The 13,696-nt window shown below is 43.5% G+C and carries 12 protein-coding genes; 10 read left to right on the plus strand and 2 right to left on the minus strand.

Annotation, left to right across the window (positions count from 1 at the left end):
- The first annotated feature begins 118 nt into the window (after positions 1 to 118).
- Entirely contained in the window at positions 119 to 745 is a 627-nt protein-coding gene (gene upp / locus L5M17_RS00825) for a uracil phosphoribosyltransferase (RefSeq protein WP_011789711.1), read from the plus strand.
- Between the two features lie 253 nt (positions 746 to 998).
- Entirely contained in the window at positions 999 to 2,405 is a 1,407-nt protein-coding gene (locus L5M17_RS00830; protein ID WP_263144567.1) for a GGDEF domain-containing protein, read from the plus strand.
- Positions 2,406 to 2,569: 164 nt separating this feature from the next.
- Here L5M17_RS00830 and L5M17_RS00835 read toward each other — a convergent pair whose 3' ends face one another.
- Positions 2,570 to 3,889 (minus strand): Na+/H+ antiporter family protein, encoded by a 1,320-nt coding sequence (locus L5M17_RS00835; protein ID WP_113938784.1) that lies wholly within the window; start codon positions 3,887 to 3,889, stop codon positions 2,570 to 2,572.
- A gap of 388 nt (positions 3,890 to 4,277) precedes the next feature.
- Here L5M17_RS00835 and L5M17_RS00840 point away from each other — a divergent pair, with 388 nt between their 5' ends.
- Positions 4,278 to 4,883 carry a peroxiredoxin C gene (locus L5M17_RS00840; protein ID WP_006081247.1) on the plus strand — a complete coding sequence of 202 codons (606 nt, stop codon included), beginning with the start codon at positions 4,278 to 4,280 and terminating at the stop codon, positions 4,881 to 4,883.
- A gap of 100 nt (positions 4,884 to 4,983) precedes the next feature.
- On the opposite strand, the gene rnt is transcribed toward L5M17_RS00840, so the two are convergent.
- Positions 4,984 to 5,655, minus strand: a complete 672-nt coding sequence (gene rnt, locus L5M17_RS00845) for a ribonuclease T (protein ID WP_006081248.1) — start codon at positions 5,653 to 5,655, stop codon at positions 4,984 to 4,986.
- 141 nt (positions 5,656 to 5,796) lie between these two features.
- On the opposite strand from rnt, the gene motY reads away from it, so the two are divergent.
- The 7 genes from motY (at position 5,797) to tolB (ending at position 13,657) form a co-directional block, all read left to right on the plus strand.
- The gene (gene motY / locus L5M17_RS00850; RefSeq protein WP_113938782.1) at positions 5,797 to 6,666 is read left to right on the plus strand and encodes a flagellar protein MotY; all 870 of its coding nucleotides are present in this window, start codon (positions 5,797 to 5,799) and stop codon (positions 6,664 to 6,666) included.
- A 760-nt stretch (positions 6,667 to 7,426) separates the two neighbouring features.
- Positions 7,427 to 9,610, plus strand: a complete 2,184-nt coding sequence (locus tag L5M17_RS00855) for a prolyl oligopeptidase family serine peptidase (protein WP_263144570.1) — start codon at positions 7,427 to 7,429, stop codon at positions 9,608 to 9,610.
- A gap of 171 nt (positions 9,611 to 9,781) precedes the next feature.
- Positions 9,782 to 10,183 (plus strand): tol-pal system-associated acyl-CoA thioesterase, encoded by a 402-nt coding sequence (ybgC, locus tag L5M17_RS00860; RefSeq protein WP_006081251.1) that lies wholly within the window; start codon positions 9,782 to 9,784, stop codon positions 10,181 to 10,183.
- Positions 10,173 to 10,859, plus strand: coding sequence for a protein TolQ (tolQ, locus tag L5M17_RS00865; RefSeq protein ID WP_028760350.1), 687 nt, complete (start codon positions 10,173 to 10,175; stop codon positions 10,857 to 10,859). The genes ybgC and tolQ overlap by 11 nt, the downstream gene beginning before the upstream one ends.
- The gene (gene tolR, locus L5M17_RS00870) at positions 10,859 to 11,293 is read left to right on the plus strand and encodes a protein TolR (protein WP_028760349.1); all 435 of its coding nucleotides are present in this window, start codon (positions 10,859 to 10,861) and stop codon (positions 11,291 to 11,293) included. Before tolQ ends, tolR begins: the two co-directional genes overlap by 1 nt.
- Entirely contained in the window at positions 11,294 to 12,319 is a 1,026-nt protein-coding gene (tolA, locus tag L5M17_RS00875) for a cell envelope integrity protein TolA (protein WP_028760348.1), read from the plus strand.
- 9 nt (positions 12,320 to 12,328) lie between these two features.
- Positions 12,329 to 13,657 carry a Tol-Pal system beta propeller repeat protein TolB gene (gene tolB, locus L5M17_RS00880; protein ID WP_219234548.1) on the plus strand — a complete coding sequence of 443 codons (1,329 nt, stop codon included), beginning with the start codon at positions 12,329 to 12,331 and terminating at the stop codon, positions 13,655 to 13,657.
- Positions 13,658 to 13,696: the final 39 nt, after the last annotated feature.

Here is a 13,696-nt window from a genome sequence, read left to right on the forward strand (position 1 = left end):
GAGATAGCTCACGATTAGACCGAATGGCAAAACTTTCTGTTTTACCTAGTAAACAAATCAACTAGAATCTGAAAAATTTGCCTAAAATAATACGCCGAAAAATAAGCAGGAGAGAAAAATGAAAGTTGTCGAGGTTAAACATCCTTTAGTGCGTCACAAAATCGGTTTAATGCGCGAAGGTGACATTAGCACTAAACGTTTCCGTGAACTAGCCGCCGAAGTGGGTAGTTTATTAACCTATGAAGCTACCGCAGATTTCGAAACTGAAACGGTGACGATTGAAGGCTGGAATGGTCCGGTTGAGGTCGATCAAATCAAAGGTAAAAAAGTCACTGTCGTGCCAATTTTACGTGCGGGTTTGGGTATGATGGACGGCGTACTCGAGCACATTCCAAGTGCGCGTATCTCAGTTGTCGGTATTTACCGTGATGAAGAGACCCTTGAGCCAGTGCCTTATTTTGAGAAGCTGGCCAGCGACATGAACGAGCGTATCGCTTTAGTTGTCGACCCTATGTTGGCGACAGGTGGTTCTATGATTGCGACCGTCGATTTATTGAAAAAGCGCGGTTGTACTTCAATTAAGGCCTTAGTGCTAGTGGCTGCGCCTGAAGGCATTAAAGCCTTAGAAGCGGCGCATCCGGATATCGAATTATATACTGCCGCTATCGATAGATGCTTAAACGAGAAAGGTTATATCCTGCCTGGTCTTGGTGATGCGGGCGATAAAATCTTTGGTACTAAATAGCCAAAGTTGCTAAATAATCTGAGTTGCTGATGCTCAATTGAGCGGATGTGGTCAGTAAGGGAGCCTAGGCTCCCTTTTTGTTTTTGTTCAATACAGAAATAACAACTTTATCTTAAGCTGCTAAAGTTTAGAATAAGCTAAATAATAATTATCTATTGAAGTTGTTTTTATTGGCTTATTTTGCAATGTTATTGATCGCAGTTTACGTTTTGTGCAAGGTACATTGTCGGTAGAACAGGGATTAAGAGGAATTATGGGAAATTCGGCTCTCAACTGGTTATTATTGCGTCGATCATTTGAATTTGCGACCCTCTTGTTTGTCGTACTCCTACTTATTCTATTACCGATTAAAATCGATAGAGAGCATAAATCCTTTGTGTCTTTTGTAAAAAATGAGCAACTTACACCGAGTTATATTGAACTGCTCGGTAAAAGCTTATCTCTGCACGATATTATTGATTTCAATAAATCCTCTTTAGCGCTTTTTCAACTTGACCCTTCCAGATTAATGCTGCCGCAAGGGGGAGTGCTTTCCGCAGAAGAAGAACAAGTCTTACGCTACTTTGATTATCTCTATTCCAGTAAAAAGACCAATGCCGAAGATATATTCCTGTATGTGGGACTTTATCGCAGTGATGCCATGTATTTTGCCACCCCAATTCCTGAGGACGTAAAAGCGCGGCTGATTAAAGACCGTACTTCAACGAATGAGTTTTGTCAGAGTCTGCACTATTGCGCGAAAGACGCGACCCCAGAGTCCTTAGCCGATGGAATCGTATTATCCATTCCTTATCAAGATGAAGTTAGTGGGAAAGTCATTTTATCGATGGCATCACCGATTTCATCATCTAATGATCCTAATCATTTCATCGGTGATGTTATTGCTGACACGGCCCTAATGACGTCGGTTTTTATGCGTAATAAACATGTTGAATTGCAGAAAACGGATTATGGTACTGAGTTGGTGATCACGACAGATAGCCTTTGGGCTGAACTGACGCCGGAGTTCTTGTTTTATTCGATGACAAATCATTTAGATAACATGACTTCACTGACATATAAAATCAGTATATTTCGTTTCATTGTGTGGAATTTACCCCTGTGGTTTTTGTTATCTATCGTGATCTTCTTTGTTCAAATTAATATCAATCGTTTTAGGAAACTTCATACTGAGCGCCAACGGTTTAGTGAAGCGATGTTATTGGATGCTTTTACTCGAACCTATAATAAGAAAGTCTATGAGACCACACTGTTTGATGTCGCGACTAAGGGGCATTATGCGGTGATCTGCGTGGATGGCGACAAAATCAAAACCATTAATGATACCTATGGGCATACACTCGGGGATATGGCGATCATGCAAATTGTTGATGCGATGCGCAGTGTATTTCGAGAAAATGATTTGTTAATCAGAACCGGCGGTGATGAGTTTGTCGTCATCTTGGCTAATTGTACTTTTGAACGGGCCTTATTGTTGGCTGAACATTTACGTCAGGCGGTCGCAGAGCGGCAGTTTTTAAATGTGCTGACAGTCTCCTGCGGTGTGGCTGATTCGCAAGATTATGCTTCCTTTGAGGCAGTGCTACAAGCGGCGGATAAAGCGTTATATGAGGATAAAAAGAATAAGCAAGGAAGTCGCAAACTTGACCCGACACCTTAATTATCACGTTCATTATTACGTGAGTTATTACGTGAGTTATCGAGTGAATCAGTGAGTTAACCAGCTGCCCGCAATAAAGTGAATACCCGAGATAAAAAACAGCGCGGAGAATGCCGCGCTGTTGTTACTTTCTAATACGGTAATGTAAACATCTGCGATAACACTTACAACACCATTGCTGCAATCCAACCAAACACTAATAGTGGAATATTGTAGTGGATAAATGTTGGTATCACGCTGTCACGAATGTGATCATGTTGACCATCGGCATTCAAACCTGCAGTGGGACCTAAGGTGGAATCTGATGCTGGCGAGCCCGCATCACCCAGCGCGGCTGCAGTGCCAACTAACGCGATTGTGGCCGCTACTGAAAAACCAAAACTCAATGCCAATGGTACATATATCGTCGCGATAATTGGAATGGTGGAGAAAGACGAACCAATTCCCATAGTGATCAGTAGCCCAACCAGTAGCATCAAAAAGGCTGCGAGGGCTTTATTATCCCCAATAATCTCACTAAGCGAGGCCACAAGCGTACCCACTTCACCGGTTTCTTTCACTACAGCGGCAAAGCCTGCGGCTGAAATCATGATAAAGCCGATATTGGCCATCATTCGCACACCTTGGTTGAAGATATCTTGGTCGGCGACATGCTTCAAGGCACCCGAAAAACTGAAAATCATGAAGCCGACTAAGGCACCAAAAATCATAGAGTCAGTTTCGAGTTGTACGACGAGAGTGGCTAATATTGCTAGTGCAGCAATGATGATATTGCGTTTGTTGAGATTTTCTTCAGGTTCAGCGACCAACACTTTTGCCTCGTCGTAAGTCCGAGGTTTACGGTAACTGATGAATACTGCAGTGAGTAACCCTACGACCATACCCGCGGCAGGGATTAACATGGCTGGCGGAATTTGCTCACGAGCAGCGGCTAAGCCATTGCTGGTTAAGTTGGAAAGCAGAATATCATTTAAGAAAATGCCACCAAAACCAATCGGTAAAATCATATAGGTGGTGACTAGGCCGAAGGTTAGAACACAAGCCACAAGGCGGCGGTCGATGTTCAGTTTGGTCATCACATGTAAGAGTGGTGGCACTAAAATCGGAATAAAGGCGATATGGATCGGTAAAATATTCTGTGAAGCCATCGACATAACGAGTAGCGATAACAGCAGTAACCAGCGTACCCAGTTAGTGTTTGTGGGATTAGGATCTTGTCCAAGGCTACTAATGATGCTTCTAGAAATCAGCGTGGTTAAGCCTGAGTGCGATAGTGCGACAGCGAAGGCACCTAATAATGCATAACTGAGCGCAATTTGCGCGCCGCCACCTAAGCCCGTATTAAAGGCATCTATGGTTTGGTGCAGATCCATTCCGCCCACAAGTCCCGCCACAAGGGCGCTCACGGTGAGGGCGATAACTACATTCACCCTAGCTAAACTGAGTGCCAACATTAAGCACACTGCAATAACGACTGCATTCATAGTCAATTTTCTTAATTCTTTAAGCCAAAGACGCTATTTTTGACTGCAAAGGCTGTCGATGTCCAGTTTGCCGAGGGCTTATCTGAAAAATATCTGAAAATGTGATCATGCTGGGTTTTGTCTGTTAGCCGAATGTGGATTGCTCCGCACACAGGATACGCAGATTGCTCTATCCTTAGTCAGGCAAAACGGAAATGCCCTTGAAAAATGTGATATTGGTCTTAAATAGGTTGTAAGGCACAGCACACGACTTATAATGCCTAAGGATTTGATTGGTAAGAACACCTTTTAATCGGTAAGGATTTAACTCGACCTAGGTTGAGGAGAGCATACTGGCGAAAGGGCATCTTGCCTTACACTTAGTTCAACTCATAGATGGAGATATAAAATGAGCGTATTAGTAGGCCGTCAGGCTCCTGATTTTACTGCTGCAGCTGTATTAGGTTCTGGCGAAATCGTTGATAGCTTCAACTTAACTGCTGCCATCAAAGGCAAACCAGCAGTCGTATTCTTCTATCCACTTGACTTCACTTTCGTTTGTCCATCAGAGTTGATCGCATTTGATCACCGCATGGAAGAGTTCACTAAGCGTGGCGTGGAAGTGATCGGTGTGTCTATCGATTCTCAGTTCACTCACAACGCATGGCGCAACACCCCAGTTGAAAAAGGCGGTATTGGCCAAGTTAAGTACACGTTAGTGGCTGACGTTAAACATGAAATCTGTAAAGCATACGATGTTGAGCATCCAGAAGCGGGTGTAGCTTTCCGTGGTTCATTCCTGATCGACAAAGAAGGCATGGTTCGTCACCAAGTCGTTAACGATCTGCCATTAGGCCGTAACGTTGATGAAATGCTACGTATGATCGACGCACTGCAATTCCACGAAGAGCACGGCGATGTATGTCCTGCTGGCTGGGAAAAAGGCGATAAAGGTATGAATGCAAGCACTGAAGGTGTTGCTGCTTACCTGTCTGAAAACGCAAGCTCACTGTAATTAGTATTTGCTAATCACAGTTGCCTGTTAAATGAAAAAAGCTGCCAATGGCAGCTTTTTTGTTTTCTATTTGTTTAAGATTTAGTGTGAACCGCTAAATTTATGCCTCAGTACCGCTTTGTGCATCCTGCTCATCCACGGCCAGTAACGGCCAGCCGCCTAATGATTTCCAACGATTCACTATGTGACAAAAAAGCTCTGCGGTACGTTCGGTATCATATAGCGCAGAATGGGCTTCTTTATTATCGAAGGGAATGCCCGCCATGATGCATGCTTTGGCAAGAACGGTATGACCAATGGCAAGTCCGGCGAGTGTAGCAGTATCGAAAGTAGCAAAAGGATGAAACGGCGAGCGTTTTAAGTCGCAACGTTCAATCGCCTTACTCACAAAACCATGATCAAAGGCGGCATTATGCGCCACTATGATACTGCGATGGCAGTCAGAGGCTTTTTGGGCTTTTTTCACCGCTTTAAAGATCTCTAAAAAGGCTTCTTTCTCGCTCACGGCTCCGCGTAACGGATTAGTGGGATCAATACCGTTGAATGCTAACGCTTCGGGTTCTAAATTTGCGCCTTCAAAGGGCTCAATGTGGAAGTGTAGGGTTTTGTCGATTCCTATCACGCCTTCATTGTCCATTTTCAGTAGGGTGACGGCAATTTCTAGCAACGCATCGGTTTGAGAGTTGAAGCCCGCAGTTTCGACATCAATGACTACGGGAAAGTAGCCTCGAAATCGGTATTTCAATTTGTTCGCGTCGCAAATGTCACTCATAAAGTACTCAAGAAAATTCACAGGGCGCTATTATGCTAAATGTGTTGGGGTGTGTCATGCTTGATTGGTGGTTTTATGAGCTAAAGGAACTAAATAGTTTGCCGATAAAGCCATGTAACCGATTAAACATGAGTAAAGGCTATGTGGCGAAAACTGATATTAGTATCAATTTTATGCGTTCCAGCAACTGCAATGGCAGAGTTGCGCCATTATGTCGCCTCTTTAAGTGATTCCCAGTGGCGAGTGAGTGAAAATACTCCCATCGTCTGTCGCCTTGAGCATGATATTCCTTCTTACGGTAAAGCGATTTTTACCAGTGAAGCGGGTAAACAGCAGAATATGACTTTTACCTTAGATATGTGGGTAAAACCTGATCAAGTGACGCAGGCGAAATTAATTAGCCGCGCGCCGCAGTGGCGTCCTGGTGTGGTATCAAAAGAGATCACTTCATTACATTATCAAAAGTACTTTAACGGGGAAGTGCCTAAGCGCGCAGCTTGGTCTATGTTGGCAGAGTTGAGTCGCGGTATGGAACCAACGTTTTACTATGCTGATTGGTATAATGAGTCGAATAAGATAGCTGTGGGTTTGTCTTCAGCTAATTTTGGCCGTAAATATACTGAGTTTAAAGCTTGTCTAGCGCATTTATTGCCCTATAGCTTTGAAGATATTGCTTTTACTGTATTAAATTACGATGAAGGCGGGACCGATTTAACTCGTTTCTCCCAGCAACAACTGTCTCGGGTACAAGAATATTTAGCCTATGATCCCTTGGTAGAGTTAGTGCTGGTGGATGCGTATACCGACAGTTATGGTGGCCGTTCAGTAAACCAGAAAGTGTCGGATACACGAGCTGCGTCGGTAAAAGAGTTCTTTGTTGCCAGTGGTATTCCTCAAGATCGTATTGTCACATTTGGGCATGGTGAGCGTCGTCATGTGGCTTCCAATGATGATATGGATGAAAGGGCGCGTAACCGTCGTGTTGTTATACGGATCAGTAAACCTTTGTAGTGTTTGTTTTACCTAGGTTTTAAGTGTTTTCCAATGCCAAGTTTATGACTTGGCATTGTCGTTTTTAAAAGAAGGAGAGTTCAGGCAGTATGCCACTTTAATCGAATGATTCGCTCAATTTGCGAGTATGGGTAAAAATAATGAGATTTTTTAATTTGTAGTGATGACATATCCACCTCAACAAGTACTGCAGAAAGCGAGAGTGGGATAAGTACGAGTAATATAGATGAAGTATAAAACTTGGCCGTTGCAATAATCAGGATTGTGTTTGAAATGCTAAAAAAAAGCCCGCTTAAACTAAGCGGGCCGCAAAAATAATGCATTTGCAATCAACAAATTGAAGGAAGGAAGTCAAGCATAAGAACCAGAAAAGAAACTGAAGTGTTGGGAACACACCAGTTTAAAAGTTCTTTGTTTTCGATATCTGCAAGCAGTTATCTCCTGAAAACAAGCACATTCTATTGGGAAACCTGTTGTAAAACAAACGAGAAAAATTGCCTATAAACATTAGTAATTCTAATGGCTACAAAGGTGATTTATATCACTTAAGTCACTATTTACCTTGATTAATAACTTATAACTCACTATTAATGCATAATAATACACTTCAATAAGCTTATCCTTGCTGCTATTTTGTTAAATTCACGATACAGCTTAAAAAACTTCATATTAAGTTACGCCATTGCCATGATTTTTTTTGCTTGTATAGTACTTGCTGAAAAGGCCTTAAGCCCGAAACCATAAGAAGGACGACAACACGATGGCATTAAGATTTCGCCTTGCAAAGCAAGGTTTGTTAGTGGCCACATTGGGGATGGCACTCGGTGCCTGCCAAAGTGGCAATGCACCTGAGCAAAATTCGACTGAGCAGGCAAGCGCAACTAAACTCGTTTACCCTGTTACTGAAAAAGATGACCTCGTCGAAACCATTCATGGTGTCGCAGTGGCCGACCCTTATCGTCATCTGGAGGCCAATACGCCTGAAACTGAAGAGTGGGTAAAAGAACAACAAGACTTTGGTCAAGCCTACCTCGCTAAGATCCCCAATAAACAAGCTGTGGTCGAACGTATTACAGAACTTTGGAATTACGAAAAAGTCTCTGCTCCGTTTGAAAACGGCGACAACCAATTTTACTACCGCAATGATGGCCTACAGGCACAATCGGTTTTGTATGTTAAAGGTTTAGATGGTGTTGAAAAGCCTGTTCTTGACCCAAATAAACTGTCTGCGGATGGCACTGTTGCCTTATCCGGCGTGGCAGTGAGTAATGACGGTAAAATTTTAGCTTATGGTGTTTCAGATTCTGGCTCAGATTGGCAGCAATGGCAGTTCGTTGATATTGCAACCGGTAAGAAACTGGCCGATGAACTGAAATGGATTAAATTTTCTAGTGCAGTGTGGGATAAAGAAAACCAAGGTGTGTTCTACGCCCGTTATGATGCCCCAGCAGGGGGTGATGTCTTAGCTGACGTTAATTTTAACCAAAAAGTGTATTACCACAAATTAGGCACAGACCAACATCAAGATCTATTGATTTATGAGCGTCCACAGAATAAAGATTGGGGCTTTGGCATTGATGTCTCTGAGAAAGGTGAATACTTATTACTGTCGATTTCTCAAGGTACGGATAAGCGTAATCGTTTCTTCTATAAATCGTTATTTGAGCCTAAATCCCAAGTGGTGGAATTGATCCTCAAATTAGAAGCTGAATATGAGTTTCTCGGTAATGATGGTTCAGTGTTTTATTTCAAAACCGACTTAGAGGCGCCTAATGGTAAAGTGATTGCGATTGACACCCGCAATAGTGATAAATCGCAATGGCAAACGATTATTCCTGAGTCTAAAGATCCGATTAATAATGTCGCCATTATTAATGACCATTTAGTGGTGAGTTATTTACATGATGTGTTAGGTCAATTATCGATTTACAGTATGGGTGGTCAGAAGCGTCAAGATGTGGCATTGCCTGGTCTTGGCAATGTGGCAGGGCCTTTTGGTAAAGCCAGCAAAGATTATTTCTATTATGTGTTTAATAGTTATATTCAGCCTGAAACCACCTATAAGTTTGATTTTAAAACTGGCGGTTCAACCGTCATTGCTAAACCCAAAGTCTCGTTTAATCCCGATGACTATGTTTCTGAACAGGTTTTCTATAGCAGCAAAGACGGTACGCGTGTGCCTATGATGCTCTCCTATAAAAAGGGCTTAGTGAAAAACGGTCAAAATCCGACATTACTTTATGCCTATGGTGGTTTTGCCATTTCGATGACACCACGTTTTAGCCCTGCTAATATCGCTTGGTTAGACATGGGTGGCATTTATGCCGTGCCGAGTTTACGTGGCGGCGCTGAGTATGGCGAAAGCTGGCATCAAGCGGGGATGTTCGACAAAAAGCAAAATGTGTTTGATGACTATTTTGCTGCTGCTGAATATCTGGTAAACGAAAAATACACCAACAGCTCTAAACTCGGTGCCTATGGCCGCAGTAATGGTGGTCTGTTGATGGGCGCTGCTGTGACTCAACGTCCTGAACTTTTTGCTGCCGTATTACCTGCGGTGGGCGTCTTGGATATGCTGCGTTTCCACAAGTTCACTATTGGTTGGGCTTGGACGAGTGAATACGGCAGTGCCGATAAAGCAGAGCAATTCCCTGCGCTATTGGCTTATTCGCCCTATCATAATGTAAAAGCACAAGCTTATCCTGCGACTATGGTAATGACTGCGGATCATGATGATCGTGTTGTGCCATTACACAGTTTCAAGTTTGCGGCCATGCTGCAGGAGAAACAGCAGGGCAATAAACCAGTCATTATGCGTATCGAGTCAAATGCTGGTCATGGAGCGGGTAAGCCCACGGCGATGAAGATCGACGAATTTGCCGACATCTACAGTTTCTTGTGGCAGAGTTTTGGCTTAACCTTGCCACAAGCTATCGCAAAATAACTAACTATGTTAATAAAATGGGGTCGTTTGACCCCATTCTCTTTTACAATTGCCCCTATTCATCTGAAACCCGCGCTATTCCTATCTATATCTTCATCGGGTCATTCACAAGTCTTGTTTCCCTAGGTATAGTAAGCGTCAATTTTTCAACCAAAATTTGCTTATTTTCAAATGATGTTTCATTGGCCAATTTCAGTCTATTACGAAGACACCGACGCTGGTGGCGTTGTCTATCATTCGAACTACCTCAACTTTTTTGAGCGCGCGCGAACCGAGTGGCTAAAAGCCCTTGGCGTGAGTCAGACTGCGTTATTAGCCGACGACACTGCTTTTGTCGTAAAGCGTGCGGAACTCGATTTTCGCAAAGCAGCACGTTTTGAACAGAACCTTATTGTTGAAACTAAGGTCATAGAGTTGAAAAAGGCCTCGTTGATCTTTCATCAACGCTTGGTCGATAAACAGGGAGACTGTTATTGTGAAGGCACAGTGCTGGTTGTTTGTGTTGCGCTATCACGTATGCGTCCCCGAGCTATTCCCTTAAATATTGTGCAGGAGTTTGACAGTGCAAGCTGATATGTCGATTGTTGGGTTATTTTTACAAGCCAGTTTATTAGTGAAATTTGTTATGTTCACTTTACTTTGCTTGTCGGTGATGTCTTGGACGGTGATTTTACAACGCCGTAGCTTACTGACATCCGCAAAAAGTAAATCGGCGAAGTTTGAAGACAAATTTTGGTCAGGTGTTGATTTAAACCGTTTATATAAAGAATTATCATCTCGTCCAGATAATAGCGGTTTAGAGTCATTATTTGTGACTGGCTTTAAGGAATATTCACGCCTGAATAAATTAAATAGCAAAGTGCCCGATGCCGTCATGGATGGTACATCGCGTGCTATGCGTGTGACCTTGTCTCGCGAAATGGAAAAGTTAGAAGCTAACTTACCGTTATTGGCTACGATTGGTTCGACTAGCCCTTATATCGGTTTATTTGGTACTGTATGGGGGATCATGAATTCTTTTATCGCTATTGGTTCGATGGAAAACGCCACCTTAGCTATGGTTGCCCCCGGTATTGCTGAAGCTTTGATTGCAACGGCTATGGGTTTATTTGCTGCAATTCCAGCGGTAATCGCCTACAACCGTTTCTCGACTCAAGTCGATAAATTAGAAATGGCTTACGCAAACTTTATGGAAGAGTTCTCCAGCATTTTGCATCGCCAAGCATACAGTGAGAAGGAAGGGGCATAATGCAACCAGCTTATCAGCGCAAACGTCGTCGCCCCGTTGCTGAAATCAACGTGGTGCCTTATATCGACGTCATGCTCGTGCTGTTAATTATTTTTATGGTAACAGCACCCATAGTGACCCAAGGGGTCAAAGTGGAGCTGCCTCAAGGGGCGGCAGAAGTGTTACCCAATGACAGTAAGCCACCCATTGTTGCTTCAATCGATGGTGATGGTGATTACTTCCTCAATAAAGGCGGTTCAACGAATGTGCCTATGGATTTGGAAGAATTGGCAACGGAAGTGGCTGCACTTATCGTGACTGAACCTGAGCGTCCTGTTGTGGTTAAAGCCGATAGAAATATTCCTTACGATAAAGTGATTCAGTTGATGGTGACACTGCAGCAATCTGGCGTGCCATCAGTCGGTTTGATGACGGATTCACCCAAGGAGAAATAGGTGGCAGATAAGTCAGATGTAACATTACCTCTGTCAATTTCAGCGGGTATTCATATTGGCGTGATAATTATTCTGGCATTAGGAATAGATTTTTCTCACAAACCTGAGCCTATGCAACAAGTTAGCGCACCAGCAATCAAAGCGGTTATGGTTGATCAGCAAAAAGTGGCTAATCAAGTTGAGAAACTTAAGCAAGAAAAGCGTGATGCCGAACGCCGTGAGCAAGAACGTCAAGCCGAGCTTGAACGCAAAGCTCAAGAAGCGAAACAGGCACGCGAGCGCGAACAAGCTCAGATTAAACAGCTAGAGCAAGAACGTAAGCAGCAGGAAATTGAGATTCAAAAAGCCAATGAAGCGACCAAATTAGCCCAGGTGAAACAGCAGCAGGAAAAGGAAAAGGCGGTCAAAGCCGAAGCCGACCGTAAGCTGAAAGAGCAGGAGCGTAAGGTTGCTGAAGACGCCGCACAAAAAGCCGCTGAAAAACGCAAGGTTGAAGAAGCTGCTGCAGTGAAAGCTGAAACTGACCGTAAGCAAAAAGCAGATGCGGAAGCTAAAGCGGAGGCAGATGCTAAAGCTAAAGCAGATGCCAAAGCTAAAGCGGATGCCAAAGCTAAAGCGGATGCCAAAGCTAAAGCAGATGCTAAAGCTAAAGCAGATGCTAAAGCCCTTGCCGATCAAGAGCAGGAAATGGCTGATGCATTAGCGGCTGAGCAAGCGGCGCTGTCGCAAACCATGAATAAGCAGATGCAGAGTGAAGTCGGTAAGTATCAGGCAATGATAAAATCAACTATTCAACGTAATTTGGTAGTGGATGAATCTATGCGTGGAAAGACTTGTACTGTCTCTGTGCGTTTAGCGAATGATGGGTTTGTGATCAGCAGCCAAACAAAAGGTGGTGATCCCAACGTTTGTCGTGCAGCAAAAGCGGCGATTTTGAAAGCGGGCAAACTGCCTGTGTCTCCGGATCCTGCGGTTTATAACTTGATGAAAGAAATTAACTTAATCGTTGAACCAACGTTTAATTAAAGGAGCACCATGAAAATATTGGCAAAATGGTTAGCACTGGCAGTTATGCTGTGCACCACCCCCGCGAAAGCGGCATTGGATATTGTGATCACAGAAGGTGTTGACGCAGCGCGTCCCATCGCTGTGATGCCTTTTGTATGGCAAGGTCCTGGCGCACCGCCACAAGCGATTGCTGATGTGGTGATGTCTGACTTAGCTCGTAGCGGTACCTTTAAACCTTTAGACGAGCTCGGACTACCTCAGCGCAATATTGGTGCTTTGGCTCAGTTTCAACCTAGTTCATGGTCTAGCGTTGGCGCAGAAGCTGTGGTGTTAGGTACTGTGAAACCTTACGGAACCGATCAGTATTTGGTGAGCTTTGATTTAATCGATTTAGTTAAAGCACAAAACCAAGCATTGAAAGGCTCAGTCAGCGCTACAGAATTTTTGATGGACAGTCGCCAAACTGTGATTTCAGCAGCGCAATTTCGTCAATATGGTCATAGAATTAGCGATATCGTCTATGAAAAGTTAACCGGTATTCGCGGTGCATTCTTAACGCGGATCTCCTACGTCGTGGTTAATCATACTCAAAAAGCACCTTATCAGTTGATGGTTGCTGACTATGATGGTTTTAACGAGCAAATGTTACTGCGCTCACCTGAGCCATTAATGTCACCCACTTGGTCGCCTGATGGGCGTCGTTTGGCGTATGTTAGCTTTGAAAATAAAAAAGCAGAGATTTTCGTACAAGACCTTTATACCCAAGTGCGCACTAAAGTGAGCTCTTTCCCTGGTATTAACGGTGCGCCGGCTTTCTCTCCTGATGGCAAATCTTTGGCTGTGACGCTGTCTAAGGATGGTCAGCCTGAGATCTATGTTATCGATATTGCGACAAAAGCGATTAAGCGTATTACCAATCACTATGCTATCGATACTGAACCATCATGGTATCCTGATGGGAAGTCGTTGATTTTCACCTCTGAACGTGGTGGTAGACCGCAAATTTATCGCGTAGAGTTAAGTTCAGGTAAAGTGAGTCGTGAAACATTTGAAGGTGAATGGAACCTTGGTGGTTCAATTACGCCAGATGGACGTAGTATGATTTTTGTTAACCGTACTAACGGTAAGTTTAATATTGCGCGTATGGATTTAAATACGCGTTTTATGCAGGTGCTAACTTCTACACGCTTGGATGAATCCCCAAGTGTGGCGCCTAATGGTACTATGGTCATATATGGCACTACACACCAAGGTAAGCAAGTATTAGCAGCTGTTTCTACGGATGGACGCTTTAAAGCGAGATTACCCGTGGGTCAAGGCGAGGTGAAATCACCTTCTTGGTCTCCGTTTCTCTAATGTTATACCTTGATTTAATCACATTTAATTTTATAAGGA

Origin of the sequence: Shewanella sp. SW24 (assembly GCF_025653395.1) — a bacterium.
Lineage (GTDB): Bacteria > Pseudomonadota > Gammaproteobacteria > Enterobacterales > Shewanellaceae > Shewanella > Shewanella oncorhynchi.